This is a genomic window from Flavobacterium sp. (assembly GCF_050696275.1).
Classification (GTDB): Bacteria; Bacteroidota; Bacteroidia; order Flavobacteriales; family Flavobacteriaceae; genus Flavobacterium.
In genome coordinates this window covers 1-22,881 of record NZ_JBOGUT010000028.1, presented here as the reverse complement: position 1 = coordinate 22,881, position 22,881 = coordinate 1, and the positions used below count along the sequence as shown (strand labels likewise).

The following is a 22,881-nucleotide window of genomic DNA, read 5'->3' as shown; positions in this document are numbered from 1 at the left end:
TCTTTTTGAATTTTCACATGTATTGTCAAATGAAAAGTGAGATAAATTCAAATACAGTAAATTTTGAAGCTAATGAAGAGGACTTTGCAGAAAGAATTAAAAAGGCAAACGGAAAGAATTCATTTACCGAGTTAACAGCACTAATAGAAACATCAAAATCGAATTATAATCAATCGGATTCAATTGTAGAAAACTTATCACTTTGGTTAACCGAAAACCATCCTATCTATGATGGCAAAGGCTTTAATGATGCTTTGGAGTTTAGGTCTTATTTGTTGTATTCATTTTCATTTTTTCCTGAAAACAAGCGGGTTCTTGACTATCTGATTTCTGAATTAACGCTTTCTGATAACCAAAATATTATTTGCTCCGCTATTTTTACGGGTAGAAAATATCCTGATAACAGGATAATACCCCTTATCGAAAAATTTACCTCTGACGATTATAACATTAAAGTAAATTTTTCTGATTTTCAATTTAACAGCAATTATAATTATAAAACTACGATTCAGGAAGAAGCTGTGAAGACTTTAAATGCATTAAAACTGCAACAAAAAGAACCTGTTAGTCACAAAGCCTCTTGTTGTTCTTCTAAAATTGGCACAGAAAAAGAAAGCTTTTCAAAATTGACAGAAAAAAAAGAGAGAAGAAATAAAGATTTGAATATTGCATTTTTAGATCAGAATAATGACTCTTTCAAATTAAAAAACACAAAGAAACCGTTTATTGTGACGTTTTTTTACACGAGCTGTACCAATCCGAAAAAGTGTGCAAGCACCATATCCAAATTAGCAGAACTGCAGAAAAATTTGTCAGGAAAGAAGAATAAATTTGGAATTTACGCCATCACGTATGATGAATATGTTGATAAAGCCGAAGTCCTGAAAAAGTATGGTGATTCTTATAATTTCATGTTCGACAGCAACAACAAATTTCTCCTTCCTTTAAATACGGAGGAAAAAGAAAAAATGGATGTACAGTTCAACACTACAGTAAATTATGGAAACGGCACTGTAAATCAGCATGGAATCCAGTTATTTTTATTTGATAAGGCCGGAAAGCTGGCTTCAATAATCAAAAATGAGAATTGGACAGTGCTTTCGGTTTCAGACAAAATTAATTCTCTGCTGAAGGAATAATCCGGGTTTCTCAAAATTCGGATTTATAAAATAAGCTGTCAGGAACAAATCTGGCAGCTCTATTTTGTTTTACGAACATATTTTGTCTTGGTATTTACTTGATAAATTAGAAATCATGGATAAAACAAAGTTTACAGAAAATGGGGATATTTATTGCATCCTGGATGATTTACGATCCCAAATTAAGGATAAGAAATTTTCGGATATTGTAGATTCACATGGAAATCAATATGTAGATTTAGTTCAGGAAGGTGGCGGAGTACTCGGAATTGCCTTGGTTGGCTACGTCTATATTTTAGAACAGGCCGGGATTCGCTTTCTGAGCCTTGCAGGAACATCGGCAGGCAGTATCAACACCATGCTCATGGCATCGGCAGGAACTTGCGATATTGAAAAATCCGATTGGATCTTGGATTGCCTGTGTAATAAAGATTTATATGATTTTGTTGACGGCGATGACAATGCCCGTGATTTTATCAGTGCCTTGTTGAAAGGTTCAGGAACTTTAGAATTAATTCTGGAAGGTTTACCTATTTATGGTGATTTTAAAAAGGATTTCGGATTAAATCCCGGTAAAAATTTCCATCAATGGATGAAAAAGCTGTTGCTGAAAAAAGAGATAAAAAACTATGCCGACCTAAAAGCATTACGAGAGAAAGGTGTCGCAGACGGAAATAAACTCTTCAGAATAAACGACAACGGTGATAAAGAAGAATACACAAAAACAGAGCATTGGAGCGAAATAGCCATAGTTGTCGCCGACATTACTACTGAAAGTAAAATTATCTTCCCAAAAATGATGGATCTGTTCTATTCAAATCCCAATGCACAGAATCCCGCTGATTTTGTAAGAGCGTCGATGTCAATCCCTTTTTTCTTTACTCCTTTTAAAATAAAAAATATCCCTAATGGAGCCAAAGCCTGGAACAGATGGAAAGAAGAAACCGGTCTAAATGCCTCAGTCCCTACCGAAGTGCTGTTTATGGATGGAGGCATAATTTCCAATTTTCCCATCGATATTTTTCATAAAAACCTACAAATTCCTGCATCACCCACTTTTGGAGTTAAACTCGGATATGACAAAAAAGAAATTAATAAAAACGCAAAAATCCCCAGCTTATTAGGATCCATATTTGACACTTCACGGTTTGCCTATGACTTCGAATTCTTAAATAAAAACCCTGATTTCAGGCACCTCATCGGTTATATTGACGTTGGTGACCATAACTGGCTTGACTTTGGCCTTACTGAAGAAGCTAAAGTTGATTTGTTTATCAGAGGTGCGCAAAAAGCTGCAGAATTCTTAATTCGTTTCAATTGGGAAGAATATAAAAAAATAAGAGTCGCTAAGCGGGATTATTACGAAAGCACCTGCATCACTTGTTAAACTATTTTCTGAAAATCATATACTTGCCGGACTTGCTTTTTTATAGAACCAACGTTTAAAGACCGGAAGTTTTACAGGAGCTGATTCTTTTTCAAAGTAAAAATTAGTCAGATTCCAAATAATCATAATCGCGGAAAAATAATACAGGTTCAGTACCAAAGCAATACCCAAATGCATAGAAATAGTGAGCACCATCCAAGTCTTTTGCGTTTTAGGAATCCAGACAAAAATAGGATACAGCATTTCAATAACGATTGTTGACCAGCCAATGAAAATTAAAACCGAAGAATAATCTGCCATCCATGAAAAATCAAAATTAAAATCTCTGTTGGCATAAGGCAGGTTAATAGCTTTCCAGATAGATTCACCATTTCGCCAGTTGTAACCTAATAATTTATCAAATCCGGAAAAGAAATATGCCATACTGATGTGTATTTGAAACATTCTTTTGACCGGCATAAAGTTTACTTCTCTGACCTTCGTTTTAAAAAGAAAACGAAGCACTGAAAAATGAGCATCTGAAGGCAATAATATCAGATAAAACAGTGACATGCTTGTGAAAAAATCAACTCCATAAATGAAAAAAGAACTTCCTTTCAGCAAAGCAACTTGTAAGATCAGTAGCAGAAAAGCGCTTATTCTGGAATAAAATCCGATGATAATGGTACAGCATAATGTAATAAACAGTGTTTTTGTCATAAAGATCACAGCGATTTCAGCCACTCCTACTGATTCGAAAAAGGAGGTTATTTTTGAAAAAGTAAGCAGCCAGCTCGGATGAAAAACAGCCATTATATCCTGTGGCACAATACTTTGACTGGAAAAAAAGTTATCAAAATCGCTTATTATGGATAAAAAATGCAATAATACCATTACCCCTATTGAAATTCTGAAGAAGCCTAGGAATTCCATATTCCCTTTGTTTTCAAAAAAGAAATTTTCGATTTTTGTGTATAAAACGGTCACTTTTCTCATGATTTGCTTATTTAATTTGACTTACTAAGATCAGATTGTCTGTTTTTTCTCCTTTTTTATATCGCTCCAGGCTCGGATAATCATACAGATAAAGTTTGGCAGAGCATCTTGCAGCATTAGGACTTTCTTTAAGTACGCTTTTAGCAATCTGCTTCAGCACTATGTCTAAGTATTCATGGTATTGGGATTCGTTTTTCTTTTTGGAAGAAACTACTTTGTCCATAAACATATTAAAAACGGAGGTATATCTTACGATACCTTCTTTGCTCTTTAATCCCGGCATAATACGTTCTTCCAAAACATTTCCTTTTGCATCTTTCAACTCGAAAAGCAACACAAAATCACTCGCTACATTTGGCGCAAAAAAACCGTAACCTGTATCAAATCCTGTGTAAGCCGTAAATAAGCTGACCGGGGCAAGCTCAACAATTTTATTTGAAAGTTCATAGACCAATGGTTTTTTATAATCTTCTTTGTCGTAATAAAAACCATAATAACCGTCAAAAGTCCCTTTTAATCCAATAGTGAATACCAGAAACAGTAAAAGGAATATTCCAAAAAGCTGCCATTTTCTTTTCATTTTTTTGTATTTTATTAATTGTAAAAACAAGGGCAAACCATGTTGATAAACCCTTGTTTTAGTAATTATTGATATTTTTTGATAACATTGATAACCTGCTGGTTTAAATTTTCATCAAAAGGAGTTCTGGTAGTTCTTATCAGTAACCTGCTAAATGCCTTGGTTCCCATATAATCATTGCAAATATTATTTTCATCAATACCTACAACAGTAAGACGGTTGAAAGTCCCCATATCTTCTTCAGATAATTTGGCGGCATTAATTACAATTTTGTTGGCAGTTATTCCGATGTTTCCATCCAAAGATGTGTATTTGTATTTAGATAGTATTTTATCCAATCTTACTTTAATATCACCAAAACTATTCCAATCAATATCAGCTCTTTCAAAGCAGCCTCTATGGATAATATTCAATTTTGTAAATTTTGCCAAATGATCCCAAGCCTGAATTTTAGCAATGCGCTGGATTTGAGCAATGTGCTGGATATTTTGCGTATGAACGATGTAATTCAAGAAACCGGCACCTCCAATTTTCTCATACTCCTTGTCAAGAGCGATAAGACCGTCAATATCCGTTCTGGACATTTCCTTAGTGTCCTTAATCAGGAAATTATTGTCTACAATATAATTTCCGTCTTCATTGTAGACCAGCATTTTCTTTGGCTTGCACTGAGAAAGTAGCAGTAACCCAAAGGCAATAGTACCAATAAGCAACAGTGTTTTTGTTTTCATAATTTTAATGTTTTTTTAGTACCTACTCTTTTTTGGCTTTTCGGCTTCCTCCATTTTAAATGCTTTATTTTATGATAGATAAAAGTACTTTCATTTAAAATAGTGATAAAGAGGACAATAACCCATTTTAAAAGGGTGTTTTCACCCTTAACGAGTAAGGTTTTTCCTTATAAAAAGTTAACCCCTGTTTGTGCTTACATACAGGGGTTAAAATCAACTAATTATGTGTTTAAAAAATGACTATATTTTTATAATTACCGTACCTGAAAATGTCCGACCATCTGACGGCCATATTCCCGGGCCAGGGTAAAACTGTGGGCGTTTGGTAAAATAATGCGCATTAAAAATATTATTGCCATTCAACTGTAGTTTTATTTTATCCAATAAACGGATACCAATATTTAAATCAAACAATTGATAGGAAGGAACTATGCCGACAGCTCCGTTTGCCGATGGTTCGACTGTATTTAATGCATCTGCAAAACTCTTGGATGTATAACTGTAAAACACTAATAGACTAACCGAATCATATTTAAAAATAACTCCATTTCTGGTAATACAGGAAGGAACGCTTTCTACTTTTTTACCATCAATACTAACATTTGTATTTCCTGATTTTATTGTAGCATCCTGGTATTTTGCTTTCATAAGTGAAGTTGAAGTAAACAACGATAAACTTAATCGCTCACTTAATAAAAAGTCTTCCTGCAAAAACAATTCGAGACCATTCGTTTCAGAATCTCCAATATTCGTTCTAAAAACAGTTATGTTTCCATTGGCATCAGTTCCTGCCAGTGTTCCCATGCGTTTATTGTATTGAAGATGAAAACCGGTCACATCCCATTTTAAAGATTTCCATTTTCCTCTAAATCCTATTTCTGTGTTATAACCATTGGCATCTTTCAGATTTTTATCAGTTGACTCATAAACAGATGCAGGAATAATATCTTTAAAAATAACAGGTCGATAAGCTTCAGACCATCCGGCATAAAAATTCATATTCCGGTTAACATCGTATTGAGCCGATACGCCAAATAATGGAAATTTGTGCTTGATGGTATTTGGCAATACCTCATCCGGATAATAGGTAATAACTCCGCTCATATTAGTTTTGCCAATTTCTACTCTTGCTCCGGTATTGATTGAAAATCGTTCCGTTAGTAACCAGCGATTTTCGGCAAACAGAGCATTATTTCCTGTTTTAAAATAAAGATCTCTGCCCCATCCCGGTGTAACAAGTGTTAAATCATAATCACTTCCGTTGTATCTGAAAATGTTTGTGATATACAAGTCGCAGAAAAGGAAACTGCTATTAGAGTTACTAAAAATCGATTCATTAAATAAGTAAAAAGTAAGATGTTTTTAAAAGTTGTAGTTAGCTGTAAAACGGATTAATATTGAAGGATACTTGTTGGCTTTTCAAATATTTTTTTCAGAAACAGCTTTCCTTTTTCATCATAAAATTTCCATGATCCTGATTTTTGTCCCATAAAATAAGTGCCTTTTTCCTTTTTCTTTCCATTTTCGGAATAAACAATCCAATTACCATTTGTCAGGTCTTTTTCAAAAGTTCCTTGAGAATATAAATTCCCGTTTTCAAAATAAAAAGAATATTCTCCCTGTTTTTCGCCGTCCATATAATTAGCGATTTCCTTCGAATTTCCGTTTTGGTAGAAAGATTTCCATAAACCGGTTTTCATTCCTCCTTTATAAAACTGCTCTGCCAGTATGTTGCCCTCTTCATCATAAAAATACCATGCACCAATTTTCATATCACGGTCAAAAAGCCCTTTTTCTTTAATTTGTCCATTGGGATAATAAGTAGAAGCTTCTCCTTGCTGCATATCGTTTTCGTAGGTTACTTCAAAGAATAGCTCTCCGCTTTCATACCATTTTTTCCAATGTCCTGTTTTCGTATATTCCTTATGATATTCTTCTCTAAAAGGCTTCCCATTCGGATAATATTCAATTGCTTTTCCATATAAAATACCGTAATCGAAATTCTTTTCCGATTGCAGTATCCCATCTTCATAATAACTTTTAAAGAGTCCATTTTCCTTATTATTATCATAACTTCCTTCAGTACATTTGCTTCCGTTTTCAAACCATGAAATATAAGGACCGTGTAATTTATCGTTCAAATAAGTCGCTTCAGATGCTTTTTTCCCATTAGAATAGTAAATAGTCCAGAGTCCTTCTTTTATTCCGTTTATCAGATTTCCTTCCTGCCTAGATTTTTTCATTTCTTCAGGAAAAAGAGCGTCTTTTTTCTCTTCGGATAAAATAGCAGAATTCTTTTGAGCTGTTATTTCATTTGCCCAAAACAATAAAACTATAAATAGTATTATTTTTGATTTTATCATATTACTGTCATTTAAAAAAGAATAAAATCACAAGAGCTTTTATGCAAATTCAGATTACCTGCTCCTGTGATTTATCTCCTTACCGAAATTTATATTTTACTATTGATAAGTACCTGAAACGTTTCGCTTTTATTGTCAAAAGCCAGTTTAACGATATACATTCCTACACTAAGTTTACTGCTGATATCCCAAGGAATCGTTTGTGAACCGTAATCTAAATTTCCTTTAAAAATGGTTTCTATCGTTTTTCCTGACAAATCAGCCAATTCAATTTTCACATTCTCTGATGCTGATGGCAGTTCAAATGTAATCTCTGCATGAGAAACAGCAGGATTCGGGTATACCTTCAGCTTTCCATTTCCTTCGGTGGTAGCCGCATATGATTTTGTACCCAGCGTAGGATTATAAACAAAGGCTTTTTCTGTTGACCAAGAACTCCATTTTAGATTTTCATCTCTGTAACGAACTCTGTAATAATAAGTTTGCCCGGTTACAAGCCCGTATGTTGAAGCATTCAATTTAGAAATATTCAAATTAGCATTTTTGTTTATTGGCGTATAATTAGGCGCTCGAGTATCATCATAAATATTATATTTATCCTGTTCTTTATTAATTAATAATGTGTTGTAATTTCCTGAAGTAGCCGTAACCTGAAAATGACAGGTTTGCGGCAAATCAACACCTGCCATTGGTGACGCTGCTAAAGTAGTTTGTCCTTCTATTCCGATTGCAGTTGGCGTTTGTGGCTTTGCCTGATTTAAATTCAAATGAAATTCATCGACTAATTCATTTACTACCGGCCTGTTGCTGTTTCCAAAACTAAACGTCTTCGCATTAAACGATTTATTGTCTACATCAATATCCAGTAAAGTCCAGGAATAAATATCTTTACTTACTTTTATTTCAGGATAATCCGTTTGATTACCATACATACCCCAACGATCTAATGCTGACCCTGCTCCTCCTGACAATTCCAAATACATATCGTGAGTTCCTGTAGTAATATCGGTTACTCCTCTTTCATAATTATGGGAATGACCGTAAGCAAGTAAGGCGTTTTTAGGATATTGTTTTAATTTTGGAAGAATACTATTTTGTACAAAAACCTCGTTCCCGTCTGGCCAGATTTCGCTATGACCCGGATGATGTAAGAATGAAAATACAAAGTCAATATCAGCGTTGTTATTCGACTCTTGTAATCTGGCATCTATCCAATTAATCTGATCGCTTACTTTATATCCGGAATTGCCATTAACTGCTAAAATCTGAGTATTGCCATAAATATAATTGTAGAATTTTTCATTGTATGTATGTCCGGCAGGATAACCGTTAGTTAATTCTTCATACTTCATATATTTAAAGAAATTTAACGAATCTCCTTCGTGATTACCAATACTGATCATGGTTGGGATGGAAGCCGTCAAAGGAGCAAAAGGAGTAAAATATTCATCTGTATATTGACTCACCACTGACCCGGTAGAAACGATATCTCCACAGTTTAAGATTAAATCTACCGAATTGTAAAAGTTGGGACCATACAATTCTACCAGCTTACTTTTAATTTGCTGTACATTTTGCGTTGTTTTAGCTACATCAGTTCTGTTATCTCCCAAAAGAACCATTCTGATATGCTGATTTAAGGCACTTCTTAGTGCAGGTGTTCTAAAAGCATTAACTGATGAGGCCGTTGTACCATTATAGCATTGGTAAAAATACTCAGTATCAGGCTGCAAACCTGTTAATTTAACGGTATGCCAGTAGTAATTTGCCGAAGAATTTATTCTTTCCCATGTTCCTGAAGTCGTTTGGTTCAGATTAGCACTGCTTGTTCCGAATTTTACTACGGGATTTTGTGCCGTATTAGTAGAATGCCAGGAAATATAAGTGGATGTTGGTGTAGCAGTCTGCAAATAAGGATTCATTCCAGTAGACACCGGTGCTGGAGTATGTCCATATCCTCCAATAGTTGTTACTTCCGCTGCTGTCAAAGCTCTATTGAAAACTCCTATAGCAGCAACATCCATTTGGTTATCTTCTCCGTTATCATCGGCCAAAAGCAATAATAAAGGATCTAAAGCATAACGACCATTTAGTGTATTGGGAAGGCCCGGATTCCACAGTTGCCCATCAACATACATTTTTATTTCATTACCTACATCGACAGTAACAACCAAACGATACCATTCATTTGGCAGAACAGTTGAATTGGAATACGTCAAAGCAGTAACCCCTATTTTTCCTGCCGGATTGATAAACAAATCTCCGTCGTTTCCATTCCCTTGATTGGTTTGAATAAAACTGTAATACTGACCTATTGACGGTACCTTGAAGTCAATCATAACCGAATATTTGTTAGGATAGGTTTGCCCATAATTAGATACACCATGTGTGCATTTAAAATAATTACCAACTGTTTTCCTAACGGCAAAATTGGAAACTGTAGGCCCTGCAACTTGTGTAAAAGACCCTTGTGCTGCAAGATTGGCACCTACTTGTGCCTGAACAAGATTGGCACTATTATCAAAATTCCAATACCCGGATAAAGAACTTGTCCAATCCCCGGGAACAAAACTAGTTTGCCCCATACCGAGATACGTTCCCGATAATAACAATAATGTGAATAATTTTTTCATTTTGGTTTACTGTTTTTCGTTTGTTTACAAATATTAAATATATACAGCAAAATAAAGCCATTATTTATAAATAGTAAAAAACGAGAGTTTATTTAATTGTTAAAAAAAGAACAACTAATAGTAATTCACATCTCTGATTTTCATACAATTAAGACATTTCTATTGCTCTTTATTTAACAAATAATTAAGTAAACGTAAGATTATTTTTATTAAAAATAAATTATTCTATAGCATGATTATAATTTGATTTCTCCAAAGAGAAAAATCTAAAAATCTTAACAAATTATAAGGAAAAACCTCGGTCAGCTTTTTTTTATATGACTAATTTTAGTCTGCAAACGAGTGTTAATAAACTTCTTGATTTACCTATCTGTAAATAAAATCTTTGAATAACTGGGCGGAAAAAACAGAACTATGCTATTTATTTGTAAATTATTTCACACATTTGCAGTTAATAGAATAATATCTTTAACATAACGCTGTCTTGATGTCTTTTTCTGTTTTGATGCCTAATTTTAAAATTCCAAATAAATAGAATCAGGTAACACAAGACTTTAGAAAACATCAAAACGGTTAAACCAAAAGCGGAAGCTAAACAGTAGCATATGACCCGGGAAATTAAAACGAATAAGGATATAGAAACCCTTGGAGGAAGTCCAAAAAAAGCTGATAATTACAAAGAAAAGCTGGTTAAATTAATTCCTTCAGAAATTATAGCGGCCTATGTGACTATTTATGGATTGGTAACAGGAATAAAAAGCCAGCATGAAAACTTAATACTCTGGATCGTAATTGCCTTATTGCTGGTTATAACTCCTTTATATTCCATTAGAATTTCTTTAGTTACCAAAAAAAGCCAAGTCATATTTACCACTTTTGGGTTTTTAATCTGGGCTTTTGCAACCGGATCTCCAATTAAAGAAATAGATACCGTTCCAGTATCTTTTATAGCTTCGGTTATTTTAATATTATACACTTTGTTTATACCAATAGTATATATGGAAAGACCTGACAGACCAAAATCTGAATTATAAAACAAGGAAATTTAAATTATAAACTATGGCAACTTCATACTATAAAAAGCAAGAACTCTATAAATTAAAGACGGAAAACGGTGCTATTACTATTTCTGCACCTTCATTTAATGGACAAGGTGGCAGTTATGTGATTTTTAAAGGACAGAAACTCTTAGGAGCCAATGAAACCGTTAATGTTGGAACCGCAGATTCCTGCAATGGCAAAATAATAAAAATCATAGCCACTATTCAGGACAAACTCCCACAGACAAACTGGACGAATGTAACAGTCACAATCACAGAAAACGGTACAAATACAGAATACTTATACGAGGAAGAATTGCCTGCACATTTAGACACTGCCTGCTATATTATTAAAATAACTATGGAAAAATGAGAAACGCAAACAGACTACTCGTTTTAATTGCATTATTCTTCTGTTCAGGATTATTCAGTCAGGATTTACGTATCCCAAATACTCCTGCTTTCAGTATATTGGACTATGAACCGGCTTCAGTGATGCGTCCTACTTCAACAAAAAAGTTATCTACTGATTTATTGAATTCTTTCGATCAGGAAGGCCATTTATTAATGAATATGGGGCTTGAAGTAACACCCTACTGGCTGAAAAGCAGGTCAAAACTGACTAGAGAAGAATACCTCAATCCCGGAACCTTTCAAACCATCCTGCAAACATTATCGCTTTCTGCTGCAACAGTAAAAGATACCGTCAATGGAAACAATAATCTGGGACTTGGTTTGCGATTCGAGATTGTAAAAGGAGCATTGAGTAATCAATTTAAAATAGCAGAGAATGAAATGCTGCAACTGGAAACTATCAACAGCATCATTGTTAATGCAAAAACCGATGATTCTTTCGATACAAAAGACAAAGCTCTTGAGTCTATTATCAATTGGCTGAAAGAAAACACAATCCCTAAGATTGATGAATCTCAAATTACTGATTTGAAGCAACGGGCTGACAATCTGAAAAAAAACTCCTCGCTTTCTGTAAGTGCATTTTGCGAAGCTCTTGAGGTTTCTTATCAGCAGGAAAGGAAAGAATTAGCGAACAGAATCATAGAAATGGAGAACAAGCGGACTGGGTTCAGTCTGGAGGCCGCTGCTGCCTCAAAATTTATAAATACCACCGGAAATCAGGCTTTCCAGAAAATGGGTTTTTGGATTAATGCCAATTATTATATTACCGAAAAAGATGCCTGGACCGCAACCGGAAGAATAATGACTTCAACCGGAGACACTACGTCTGTTAATTCCGATCTTGGATTCAGTTATATCAGACTGGAAAAAGATTTTAATATTTCTCTCGAATCCATGATACGATGGTACAGAACGGAAATCCCTGACCTCAACAGCAACGGAGATCCAATAATCCGCCTTGAGAAAAACTTTACCTACAGGATTGCTGCTCAATTTTCTTATACCGTTGCAGAAGACATCAGTCTTAACCTGAGTATAGGCAAGGAATTTGATGATCCGGTATTGTCTAAAACAGCTTTCTTTTCTATACTTGGAGTCAATTATGCGATTTTTAACCGGCAATTCCAGAAATCAAATTAAGGATTACAATTCCCAACATACAAAGCCCCAAGACTTATTGTTTTTGGGGTTTTACTTTTGGTTTCTATTCAATTATCCAAAGCAATACCGGTTTCTTTATAGTCTTCAGCTTGGTATCCAGTTTTTTCATAAAAGCATCGGAAACTGCCGGACATCCCCAACTTAACGGGCTATAATCCGGGAATATTTCTTCATTTGCTACAGCTTCCCAGGAATGAAGAACCACAACACGTTCCACCGCATTTTTATTCGATTGTTCTAAACCATCTAACCAATATTTTACACGGATGCCCCACGAACTGTAATCTCTTTTACCGATTTTATATTTCCCTTTCATCGAACAATGGCTGTCTATTCTGTTACTGAATTTTGCTTTCTTATATTTATTCAGGTTAGTATCAAAATGATCACAAGCGCCATGAGTTACAAGATTTTCATCAACTATTTTAGATTGATTGAAGTCATAAACATAAAATCTGTTTTTCCCGGAATGAACGCTTAAATCGATTAAAAAATAAAAATCCTCATTAAATTGGTTGTCCTGGCAATACTTTTTGGCACTTAAATGATAACTGTTATAATTTTTTTTCTCTACTTTCGAATTGTTACAACAAACAAAAGAAAGGACTAACAGAAGGCTTACTATTTTCATAAAAGAAGGGGATATTTTTGAAATAATTCAGCAACAAAATCTATGCCATATAGCAACGTTTCAAAGTTTACCGGAACGTACTGCTTATTAATTTTCACTTTGTCCACATTCTAAAGTTTTGTATATTTGGATAAACACTCTAATTATGGAAAATCTGGAATTTAAAATCGAGATAAATGCTTCCGCAGCCACCGTTTGGAAGGCTTTATGGGAGGATCAGAATTATAGACAATGGACCACTGCTTTCTGTGATGGTTCTTATGCAAAAACGGATTGGAAAGAAGGCAGCAGAGTCCATTTTTTGGCACCAGCCGGAGATGGAATGTATAGTACCATCGAAACACTGGTTCCTAATAAGAAAATGTTTTTTTCACATATTGGAGAAATCAAAAACTTCGAAGAGCAACCTCTCAATGACGAAACCAGGCAATGGTCAGGTGCCCGAGAAAATTATACTTTATCCGAAAACAATGGAACGACTACACTTCAGGTCGATTTGGATATCACAGAAAAGTATGCTGACTATTTCAAAGGAGCATTTCCAAAAGGATTGACTTTGGTAAAGGAAATAGCCGAAAAATTAAATGGATAACAAACAATAATAATTGTAAGACAAGATACATTGTGCCAAAAGGGTAAATCCTTGTTCTTTTTCAAACAGGAATTAGAAAAGCCGAAGAATTTCAAATCTGCAACTGGATTACTAATTCAATAAAAAGATTTTAGAAGCTGGTTTTAGAATATCAGAACATATTTAAAAAATATTTTCGACATTAAACCTTTTCATTCTTAACGGTAACTTTACATGGAAAATAACTGAAATTCTAAATTTTTTCGTAAATTCATGCTGACAATTATATCTTGTGAAGACCTATTAAGTTTGAGTTTATAGTGTTGTGCCTCACGAAAGTAAATTGCTTTACTTTTAAATGCAATTGAAACGAAAATTTGACTACAAATTAGAATGTAATAAACTTTGAAAGTTCAGTCATGACCTTTTTACTGGTTATCATATCTTTAGCACTACTATTTGATGTCATAAACGGATTTCATGACGCAGCCAATTCTATTGCAACAATTGTAGCCACAAGAGTTTTAAGTCCTGTACAAGCTGTAGTTTGGGCAGCTTTCTTCAATTTTATTGCATTTTTAATCTTCGGACTACATGTTGCCAATACCATAGGCAAAGGAATTGTAAATCCGGAAATAGTAACATTACAGATAATAATGTGCGGACTTATTGCAGCGATTATCTGGAATTTACTGACTTGGTATTTTGGCATACCTTCCAGTTCCTCACATACGCTAATTGGCGGTTTTGTAGGAGCGGCTATAGCTTCCGCAGGTTTTGCATCTGTTTTTTATTCCGAAATACTAAAAATTATCATTTTTATAATAGTAGCACCTTTACTAGGTGCTGTCGTATCCATAACAATATCTCTGATTTTAATGCATGTCTGCAAAAATAGGGCATACCAGCCTACAAACAAAATGTTCAGACGCTTGCAACTTATCTCTGCCGCAGCATACAGTATCGGACACGGGTCCAATGATGCCCAAAAAATCATGGGAATTATTTTTGTGGCATTGATTGCTTCAGGCCATTTGACGCCTAATGACAGCATCCCTTTCTGGGTGGTAATTACTTGTCACTCAGCAATGGCTGTGGGTACTTTATTGGGAGGCTGGAGAATTGTAAAAACAATGGCATCAAAATTAACACATATCGGATCCTTCCAAGGTTTCAGTGCAGAAACTGGTGGAGCCATAACCCTATTTTCGACAAGTATATTGGGAATACCCGTAAGCACAACCCATACAATTGCTGGATGCATTATTGGAACAGGTTCTATAAGAAGACTATCCGCTGTAAGATGGGGCCTTACTAGAAATATAATTATTGCCTGGATAATTACAATTCCTGTAACATCTATAATGTCGGCCTTAATTTATTTTCTTACCGATTTTGCTTTCAATCCTTGAATCTGGAACCTAAAACAATCCTCATTCAGGATAATTTTAAACCTTTCCCTATTTCGATAGTCTTACCCTATAAATTAAAAGACTATGAAAAAAATAACCACCATCCTGCTAGTCGTTTTGGGAATAACTTCAGGATTTAGCCAAGAAAACGACAAACCTGAAGTAACTGGAGAAGACTTCAGTTTAGAAGGTGCATTAGCCGTTTTTAAAAAATCCAATTCATTAGAAGAATTTGAAAAGAAAATTAACGACGAGAACAGCAATGTAAATAATCTTGACCTCAACAGTGATGGTCAGACAGACTATATTGTAGTAGAAGACATCAAAGAAAATAATACTCATGTAATTGTTTTAAGCACTTACGTTAGTGAAAATCAAAAGCAAGATATTGCCACCATTGGTATTGAAAGAACCGGTGAAGCAGAAGCTGTACTTGAAATCACCGGTGACGACGAATTGTATGCCGCCAATACCATTGTTGAACCCTATGAAATTACACAAAGCATGAATAATCAAAAATCAGGACCTGCCATGCCTGAAATCAGCATAAACAGGATAGTGGTGAATGTTTGGTTTTGGCCAAGTGTCCGTTTTCTTTACGCTCCCGGTTATGTCGTTTGGGTTTCTCCGCACCGCTGGGCGTATTATCCTCGCTGGTGGAAGCCATGGAGAGTATGCCATCATAGTGTTTTCTATAAAAGATGTGCTCCTCACAGGGTATATTACCATAAAACTCCTTCACATCGTGTCGTTCTTGCTCAAAAAGTATATGCTCCTAAAAGACATACTTCTACATTGGTAGTCAAAAATCGTAAGAATACAACAATAGTGCACAAAAGCAGACATGGGCATGTAAAAGCGGTAAAAAATACCCGAAGAGGGCGACGCTAATATTTTTATTGCTTACTTTTTAATAAAAAAACCTACTAATAATTTATAACTCCCAACTAAATTCTATCTTTGTCGGCTTTTTAAATTTAGAAGATAATGACAAACAATAGTGTATTAAAAGGAGTTTTATTAGTAGGTTTAGGCGCAACCAGCTATGGTATGTTAGCCACTTTTGTAAAACTGGCTTACGATGATAAAGGTATAACCGGCCTCCCTTTTACACCCGCAGAAGTAATCACAGCTCAATTCGTATTAGGTATTTTGATGGTACTTCTGATCAATGCTTTCCAAAAGATGAAAAAAGGAAGCGAAGTAACTAAAGCCTCCAAAAAGAACATAACTCAGCTTATGATTGCTGGAACCTCTACAGGATTAACAAGCATATTCTATTATCTGGCAGTAAAATACATTCCGGTTTCGATTGGAATTGTATTATTGATGCAAACGGTTTGGATGGGAGTTTTACTGGAGATTATTTTAGAGAAAAGAAAACCTTCTGCAATAAAAATCACTGCCGTCGGGATTGTTTTATTAGGAACGGTTTTGGCTACCAACCTACTTCAAAACCAAACTGCTTTAGATTGGCGTGGTATTATTTTAGGATTATTGGCTGCAGCCTCTTTCACTACAACAATGTTTACAGCAAATAGAGTAGCTATTGATATTTCATCAGCACAGCGCAGTTTGTATATGCTTTTTGGCGGCGCGGTAATCGTTTTTATTTTTGCTGTTTATACACAAACTACACCATTTAACTATGATATTTTCTTTAAATGGGGAATCTTACTGGCATTGTTTGGTACGGTTATTCCACCCATATTAATGAATGCCGGATTTCCGCATACAGGAATCGGATTAGGGAGTATTGTTGCTTCGTTGGAATTACCAGTTTCGGTAACCATGGCATTCCTTATTCTAAAAGAACCGGTAGTATTTTACCAATGGGTTGGAATCATTCTGATTATTCTCGCAATTGCCATAATGAATATTCAATTTCAAAAGAAGTAGCTACATTTCTGTTTTTTAGATTTTTTTAAGTAAATTCGTAAGAAATAATTTATAATATGAATTTACCCTGGCATTTATATGTAATGGCTTTCCTGTATGTTATAGCAGGAATCAATCATTTCAGAAAGCCAAGGCTATACTTAAAAATCATCCCTCCTTATTTTTCCCATCCTAAAATGCTGAATTTTTTAAGCGGTTTTGCTGAAATTCTATTGGGAATCTTTCTTTGCATCCCTTTGCTCTCAAAATATGCAGCTTGGGGAATCATTGCATTACTGGTCTTTATTTTTCCGGCAAATTTATATATGTATCAAAATGACAATGCAGGTTTGGGTTTGTCCAAAAAGCTTCGGCTAATTAGATTACCCTTACAGATTGTCTTAATCATATGGGCTTATTTATATACGTAAAAGCTATTTTTTTAACCAACAATCAAACTTTATTACTATGAAAAAACTATTTGCAGAATTTTTTGGAACGTATTGGTTAGTTTTTGGAGGATGCGGAAGTGCATTATTTGCTGCCGGATTCCCGGATTTAGGAATTGGATTTGCCGGTGTGGCATTGGCATTTGGTTTAACCGTTTTAACAATGGCTTATGCGGTAGGGCACATTTCAGGGGGGCATTTTAATCCGGCCGTTTCTATAGGACTATGGGCTGGAGGAAGATTTTCATCCAAAGAATTGTTTCCTTACATACTTTCACAATGTGCAGGAGCCATTTTAGCTGCAGGAACATTGTTCTTAATTCTTAGCGGAAAGCCAGGATTTGCTATTGACAATACCAAAGCAGGAGCTTTTGCCTCAAACGGATTTGGGGCCTTCTCACCCGATGGATACGGCATGGGATCTGCTTTTTTAGCAGAATTCATCCTGACCATGTTCTTCTTAATAATCATTTTAGGGGCTACAGACAAATTTGCTAATGGAAAAGTAGCCGGAGTAGCTATCGGTTTAGGACTTACATTGATACATCTGGTAAGTATTCCTATCACTAACACATCTGTAAATCCGGCACGATCTTTATCACAGGCAGTCTTTGCAGGTGGTGAACCTTTATATCAGGTTTGGTTGTTTTGGGCAGCTCCTATTGCCGGAGCGCTGCTGGGCGGATATTTATATAAAACGTTGTTACAGAAAAACGAAACAGAATAGTCATTTAAATAAGATGTATTAATCAGCGGTGGATTTTCCATCGCTTTTTTTTATATTTTTGAAATATGAACTCTTTATTTCCAGAAGAAAAAATCACTTTCCATCTTCCAGATGCAGCAATCGAATACTATCCGAATTTCTTTTCTACGGCAAAAGCCAATGAGCTCTTCGAGAAATTAAAAAACGAAATTCCCTGGCAACAGGATAACATTACCGTTTTTGGAAAAACACATCCGCAGCCAAGATTAACAGCTCTGTATGGAAACGAAGGCAAACCTTATGGATATTCGGGCATTATTATGCAGCCTCACGTTTGGTCACCGCTTATCATGCATATTAAAGACGAAATTGAAAAAATCTGCAATGAAAACTTTACTACCGTTTTACTCAACAAATACCGGGACGGAAAAGACAGTAACGGCTGGCATGCAGATAATGAAAGAGAATTAGGTCGAAATCCGATTATTGCTTCCGTAACTTTTGGTGCTGAAAGAATGTTTCAGCTCAAACATAATACAGACAAAGAAGCCAAGCAAAATATCTTGCTTCAGCATGGAAGTCTGCTTATTATGAAAGGCAGTACACAGCATTTCTGGAAACACCAGATACCAAAAATCACAAAACCGATTGGGGTAAGAATTAATCTCACTTTTAGAATAATCAAATAATATTTTTTGCTAAATTTGATATAAACAAATCCCCAATGAACGAAATTATAGCTTACTTTCAAACTATTCCTTCCTCACATAGGAGCCTGCTTTTAATAGGTGGGATTACACTTTTTTGGATTATAGAAAACGGATTTCCTCTTTTTAGGTTTGAATATAAAAAATGGCATCATGCCGGCATTAATTTCTTTTTTACAATAACCACCATTCTGGTCAACTTTTCTCTGGCCTTTTTATTGTACGGCATATCCATTTGGGTTACTCAGAATCATTTTGGAATATTGTATTGGCTTTCAGTACAATCACTATGGCTTCAAGCTATAATCGGTTTGCTTCTGATGGATTTAATTGGCGCCTACCTAGCCCATTACGTACAGCACAAAACCAAAACATTGTGGCAGTTTCACCTGATACATCATACAGATACCTGGATTGATACAACTTCAGCAAACAGGCATCATCCGGGAGAAAGTATCATTCGGTTTGTGTTTACTCTTTTGGCTGTTATTATCGTTGGGGCACCTATTTGGTTATTCTTTTTATACCAATCGCTTTCAGTATTTCTGTCCCAGTTTAACCACGCCAATATCACTTTACCAAAGAAATTAGATACTATAATCAGTTATCTGATTGTTTCACCAAATATGCACAAAGTGCACCATCATTATATTTTACCTTATACTGACAGTAATTATGGTAATATTTTTTCGGTTTGGGACAGGCTATTTGGTACTTTTTTAGTTTTGCCGATGGACCAAATTATATACGGTGTAGATACACATATGACACACGAGGAAAACAATAAACTCTCACGTTTATTAAAAATCCCGCTTGAAGGATATCGAACTCTGGTAACAGAATCAAAAAATTAAAAAAAATGTTTTTTAATCTTAGGTTTTTTATTAATATTGAAATACAATTTTGCAACTATTATTATTGAATTAATCATTGAGGAATGAGAAAAAGTAAAATAGCTGAACTAGACAAAGAAAACTTAGAAAGGCTAGTGAGCATGGCGCAAGAGGAACGTAAACCTTTTGAAGCAATTAAAGAAGAATTTGGAATTTCAGAAAATGAAATTACCGAATTGATGAGAAAACGATTACCAAAGGACAAATTTGAACTTTGGAAGAAAAAAGTAACAGCAGCGAAACCGAAACCGAAACAGGTTAACATCGACGAATTCGATGAAGATCTGGACGGGAAATACTATTTAAAAAATAAATTTGACTAAATTTTAACTCCTGTTCCTCAGGAGTTTTTTATTCTTTATGTAACATAAAACACAAAAACAATACAAATACTGAATCAATACAAATAAATTATGAAAAAAATAATCTGTTCGGTTGCAATTGCCAGCTTACTGCTAAGTTGCAAAACAGCGCAAACAAGCAAGGCGACTACAAGTCCTGAGGTTCAAGTTACGATTGACTTAAACAATCCAAAAGACGATAAGGTAATGGTGACTCTTGTGCCTTCACCAAGTAATCAGGACATTGTTACTTTCAGCATTCCTAAAACTGTTCCGGGAACCTATTCAACAGATAATTATGGAAAATATATAGAAAATGTAAAGGCATTTGACACAAAAGGCAACCCTCTTACTGTTACTAATGTTGATCAGAACTCATGGAAAATTGCCGATGCAAAAAAATTAGGCAAAGTTACCTATTGGGTAAACGACACTTATGATACTGAAAAAGGCGGTGGTTTTGGAAATGATTCAGACGTATTTTCGCCTGCAGGAACCAATATTTCGCCTGAAAATTACATGCTGAACACACATGGGTTTGTAGGCTATTTTTCAGATAAACTTGCAACTCCATACACTACAACTGTTTTGCATCCTGAGGCATTATTTGGAGCAACATCAATGGATGATTTAGATGCAAGCGCTTCTAAAGATGTTTTCAAAACAGCTCGCTATGCAGAGTTAGTTGAACACCCTATTATGTACTCCAAACCAAATTACACTATTTTCAAAGTAGATAATATGGAGATTCTTATCAGTGTTTATTCGCCAAACGGAACCTACAAAGCAGCTGATATCACACCTGCAATGGAAACAATGATGCGTGCTCAAAAGAAATTTTTAGGATCCATCAATAACAATAAAAAATACGCTGTCTTATTGTATCTTTCCGATATGAAAAAACAGGATGCCAAAGGTTTTGGTGCTTTAGAACATCCTACTTCTACAACAGTTGTAATGCCGGAGATGATGCCAGCTGAGGAAATGGCGGAACAATTGAAAGATGTTGTTTCTCATGAGTTCTTCCATATTGTAACACCTCTTGGCGTACATTCAAACGAAATCCATAATTTTGATTTCAACAATCCGAAAATGTCTAAGCATTTATGGATGTATGAAGGTGTGACTGAATATTTTGCCAATTTATTCCAGGTAAATCAAGGGTTAATATCTGAAGAAGATTTTTACAACCGTATGTCAGACAAGATCCGTCAGGCATCAACTATGAACGACACTATGCCATTTACCACAATGAGTGCCAATGTGTTAACACAACCTTACAAAGACCAATACCTGAATGTATATCAAAAAGGAGCTTTAATAGGCATGTGTATTGATATTATCATCAGAGAAAACAGTCATGGAGAAAGAGGAATTCTTGATTTAATGCAAAAACTGACGAACGAATACGGACCAAACAAACCATTTAACGATGATGAATTATTCGATAAAATCACAGCATTTACCTATCCTGAAGTAAAAACTTTTCTTGACACATATGTTAATGGACCAACTCCGATTCCTTACGAAAAATATTTCGCAAAAATGGGCGTAACAGAAGCTAAAACAAAAAAACCAGGAAACGTTTTCCTAAAAGGACAAACCCCTTATATCACGGTAAACCCTGAAACTAAAGAAATCATGATGCTTCCAGGAATTGACTTACCTGAGTTCTATTCAGTGTTGGGTATTAAAAATGGAGATGTTATTACTGCTATAAACAATAAGAATTATAATCTTGACAATATCTATGATTTAATTATGGAAAGTCAGAATTGGAAAGAAAACGATGCTATTACAGTTAAAATTAAACGTGATGGTAAAGAAACTGAATTAAAAGGGAAAATTAAATTGCCATATGAAGAAGTTGATGGCTATCAAGCAACTGATGCAAGTAAAAAAGCATTAAAAGAAGCTTGGTTAAAAGGATAATCCTGAAAAACTCCTAATATTAAATCCTCATTTTGTAACTCAATTTGAGGATTTTTTTATTATTTTGCGACAAATTAAAAAAATCATGCACAAATTCATAATTGCCATATGCTCATTGGCTATTTTAGCCTCCTGTAGCGATAAAAAAACAGAAGGTAACCTCGAGATTACCGGAACCATAAAAGGGCTTAAAAAAGGGAAATTATACATTCAAAGAGTTCAAGACACTACTTTAGTCGCTCTTGACACAATTGTCCTTAACGGAAAATCAACTTTTGAAAGCACAATACAATTAGATTCTCCGGAAATGTTGTATTTATTTTTAGACCGAGGCGTTTCGAACTCCATTGACAACAACCTGCTTTTCTTCGCTGAACCAGGAAAAATAAACATTGATTCCGATTTGGAATTCTTTTTAAGCAAAGCGAAAGTAACCGGTTCGAAAAACCAGGAATTGTATGACCAGTACAAATCGATTGTTTCTAAATTCAACGATCAGCAATTGGACTTAGTTAAAGACGAATTGATGGCATTTAAAAACAAAACCGTAATCTCTCCTGAAAACAAGGTAAATCAAGATGCTCTTTTAAAAAGACGTTACTTGTATGCAGCCAATTTTGCCTTAACAAATGCGGATCACGAAGTAGCTCCATACATTGCTCTAACCGATATTTATGACATGAACATTAAATATTTGGATACTATTCAAAAATCAATGACTCCACAAGTAGCAAAGTCAAAATACGGTAAGAAATTGAACGAATTTCTTGCAGAAAGAAAAAAGAAAGAAAAAGAATAAAATCGTAAGTGAGTCGTCCTAAAATAGGTTGACAAGTTTTACAATAAATTAATTAAAACCAGTGAAGTTAACTTCACTGGTTTTTTCATATACAAAGTTAGGTGTTTTCATATTTAAACTCAAATGTGGTCTTTTA

General features: G+C 34.8%; 23 protein-coding genes. 16 read left to right on the top strand and 7 right to left on the bottom strand.

Annotated features, from left to right (window positions below; all coding sequences use genetic code 11):
• Positions 1-29: 29 nt before the first annotated feature.
• Positions 30-1,139 (top strand): SCO family protein, encoded by a 1,110-nt coding sequence (locus ACRDEC_RS13410; RefSeq protein WP_431498870.1) that lies wholly within the window; start codon positions 30-32, stop codon positions 1,137-1,139.
• A 115-nt stretch (positions 1,140-1,254) separates the two neighbouring features.
• Positions 1,255-2,526 (top strand): patatin-like phospholipase family protein, encoded by a 1,272-nt coding sequence (locus ACRDEC_RS13405; RefSeq protein WP_431498869.1) that lies wholly within the window; start codon positions 1,255-1,257, stop codon positions 2,524-2,526.
• Positions 2,527-2,541: 15 nt separating this feature from the next.
• Here ACRDEC_RS13405 and ACRDEC_RS13400 read toward each other — a convergent pair whose 3' ends face one another.
• The 6 genes from ACRDEC_RS13400 to ACRDEC_RS13375 all read right to left on the bottom strand — a co-directional run bounded on the left by ACRDEC_RS13400 (position 2,542) and on the right by ACRDEC_RS13375 (position 9,808).
• The gene (locus ACRDEC_RS13400; protein ID WP_431498868.1) at positions 2,542-3,501 is read right to left on the bottom strand and encodes a hypothetical protein; all 960 of its coding nucleotides are present in this window, start codon (positions 3,499-3,501) and stop codon (positions 2,542-2,544) included.
• Positions 3,502-3,508: 7 nt separating this feature from the next.
• Positions 3,509-4,081, bottom strand: a complete 573-nt coding sequence (locus tag ACRDEC_RS13395) for a hypothetical protein (protein WP_431498867.1) — start codon at positions 4,079-4,081, stop codon at positions 3,509-3,511.
• Between the two features lie 65 nt (positions 4,082-4,146).
• The gene (locus ACRDEC_RS13390; RefSeq protein ID WP_431498866.1) at positions 4,147-4,812 is read right to left on the bottom strand and encodes a hypothetical protein; all 666 of its coding nucleotides are present in this window, start codon (positions 4,810-4,812) and stop codon (positions 4,147-4,149) included.
• A 240-nt stretch (positions 4,813-5,052) separates the two neighbouring features.
• Entirely contained in the window at positions 5,053-6,102 is a 1,050-nt protein-coding gene (locus tag ACRDEC_RS13385; protein ID WP_431498865.1) for a TonB-dependent receptor domain-containing protein, read from the bottom strand.
• Between the two features lie 101 nt (positions 6,103-6,203).
• Positions 6,204-7,175 (bottom strand): toxin-antitoxin system YwqK family antitoxin, encoded by a 972-nt coding sequence (locus ACRDEC_RS13380; protein WP_431498864.1) that lies wholly within the window; start codon positions 7,173-7,175, stop codon positions 6,204-6,206.
• A gap of 89 nt (positions 7,176-7,264) precedes the next feature.
• Positions 7,265-9,808, bottom strand: coding sequence for a fibronectin type III domain-containing protein (locus ACRDEC_RS13375; RefSeq protein WP_431498863.1), 2,544 nt, complete (start codon positions 9,806-9,808; stop codon positions 7,265-7,267).
• A gap of 605 nt (positions 9,809-10,413) precedes the next feature.
• Here ACRDEC_RS13375 and ACRDEC_RS13370 point away from each other — a divergent pair.
• From ACRDEC_RS13370 to ACRDEC_RS13360, 3 genes are read left to right on the top strand one after another with little or no spacing between them, the layout of a single operon-like run.
• The gene (locus tag ACRDEC_RS13370) at positions 10,414-10,842 is read left to right on the top strand and encodes a hypothetical protein (RefSeq protein ID WP_431498862.1); all 429 of its coding nucleotides are present in this window, start codon (positions 10,414-10,416) and stop codon (positions 10,840-10,842) included.
• Between the two features lie 25 nt (positions 10,843-10,867).
• The gene (locus ACRDEC_RS13365; RefSeq protein WP_431498861.1) at positions 10,868-11,221 is read left to right on the top strand and encodes a hypothetical protein; all 354 of its coding nucleotides are present in this window, start codon (positions 10,868-10,870) and stop codon (positions 11,219-11,221) included.
• Complete coding sequence (locus tag ACRDEC_RS13360) at positions 11,218-12,405, top strand: hypothetical protein (RefSeq protein ID WP_431498860.1); 1,188 nt, start codon at positions 11,218-11,220, stop codon at positions 12,403-12,405. Before ACRDEC_RS13365 ends, ACRDEC_RS13360 begins: the two co-directional genes overlap by 4 nt.
• Positions 12,406-12,469: 64 nt before the next feature.
• On the opposite strand, the gene ACRDEC_RS13355 is transcribed toward ACRDEC_RS13360, so the two are convergent.
• A complete protein-coding gene (locus ACRDEC_RS13355; RefSeq protein ID WP_431498859.1) occupies positions 12,470-13,057 on the bottom strand; it encodes a murein L,D-transpeptidase catalytic domain-containing protein in 588 nt (195 codons plus the stop codon).
• Positions 13,058-13,202: 145 nt separating this feature from the next.
• Here ACRDEC_RS13355 and ACRDEC_RS13350 point away from each other — a divergent pair, with 145 nt between their 5' ends.
• The 11 genes from ACRDEC_RS13350 (at position 13,203) to ACRDEC_RS13300 (ending at position 22,745) form a co-directional block, all read left to right on the top strand.
• Complete coding sequence (locus ACRDEC_RS13350; RefSeq protein ID WP_431498858.1) at positions 13,203-13,649, top strand: SRPBCC family protein; 447 nt, start codon at positions 13,203-13,205, stop codon at positions 13,647-13,649.
• Positions 13,650-14,047: 398 nt separating this feature from the next.
• Positions 14,048-15,040, top strand: coding sequence for an inorganic phosphate transporter (locus ACRDEC_RS13345; protein ID WP_431498857.1), 993 nt, complete (start codon positions 14,048-14,050; stop codon positions 15,038-15,040).
• An 84-nt stretch (positions 15,041-15,124) separates the two neighbouring features.
• Positions 15,125-15,931: a hypothetical protein gene (locus ACRDEC_RS13340; RefSeq protein ID WP_431498856.1), complete on the top strand. Its 807-nt coding sequence runs from the start codon at positions 15,125-15,127 to the stop codon at positions 15,929-15,931.
• Between the two features lie 96 nt (positions 15,932-16,027).
• The gene (locus ACRDEC_RS13335) at positions 16,028-16,939 is read left to right on the top strand and encodes an EamA family transporter (RefSeq protein ID WP_431498855.1); all 912 of its coding nucleotides are present in this window, start codon (positions 16,028-16,030) and stop codon (positions 16,937-16,939) included.
• A 56-nt stretch (positions 16,940-16,995) separates the two neighbouring features.
• The gene (locus tag ACRDEC_RS13330; RefSeq protein ID WP_431498854.1) at positions 16,996-17,349 is read left to right on the top strand and encodes a DoxX family protein; all 354 of its coding nucleotides are present in this window, start codon (positions 16,996-16,998) and stop codon (positions 17,347-17,349) included.
• A 37-nt stretch (positions 17,350-17,386) separates the two neighbouring features.
• On the top strand, positions 17,387-18,094 hold the full coding sequence (gene aqpZ, locus ACRDEC_RS13325; protein WP_431498853.1) for an aquaporin Z: 708 nt from the start codon (positions 17,387-17,389) through the stop codon (positions 18,092-18,094).
• Between the two features lie 65 nt (positions 18,095-18,159).
• Positions 18,160-18,762 (top strand): alpha-ketoglutarate-dependent dioxygenase AlkB family protein, encoded by a 603-nt coding sequence (locus ACRDEC_RS13320; protein ID WP_431498852.1) that lies wholly within the window; start codon positions 18,160-18,162, stop codon positions 18,760-18,762.
• Positions 18,763-18,797: 35 nt separating this feature from the next.
• Positions 18,798-19,634 (top strand): sterol desaturase family protein, encoded by an 837-nt coding sequence (locus ACRDEC_RS13315; protein WP_431498851.1) that lies wholly within the window; start codon positions 18,798-18,800, stop codon positions 19,632-19,634.
• A gap of 83 nt (positions 19,635-19,717) precedes the next feature.
• Positions 19,718-19,996, top strand: a complete 279-nt coding sequence (locus ACRDEC_RS13310) for a TIGR03643 family protein (protein ID WP_431498850.1) — start codon at positions 19,718-19,720, stop codon at positions 19,994-19,996.
• Between the two features lie 90 nt (positions 19,997-20,086).
• The gene (locus ACRDEC_RS13305) at positions 20,087-21,946 is read left to right on the top strand and encodes a peptidase M61 (RefSeq protein WP_431498849.1); all 1,860 of its coding nucleotides are present in this window, start codon (positions 20,087-20,089) and stop codon (positions 21,944-21,946) included.
• 85 nt (positions 21,947-22,031) lie between these two features.
• The gene (locus ACRDEC_RS13300) at positions 22,032-22,745 is read left to right on the top strand and encodes a DUF4369 domain-containing protein (protein ID WP_431498848.1); all 714 of its coding nucleotides are present in this window, start codon (positions 22,032-22,034) and stop codon (positions 22,743-22,745) included.
• Positions 22,746-22,881 lie beyond the last annotated feature (136 nt).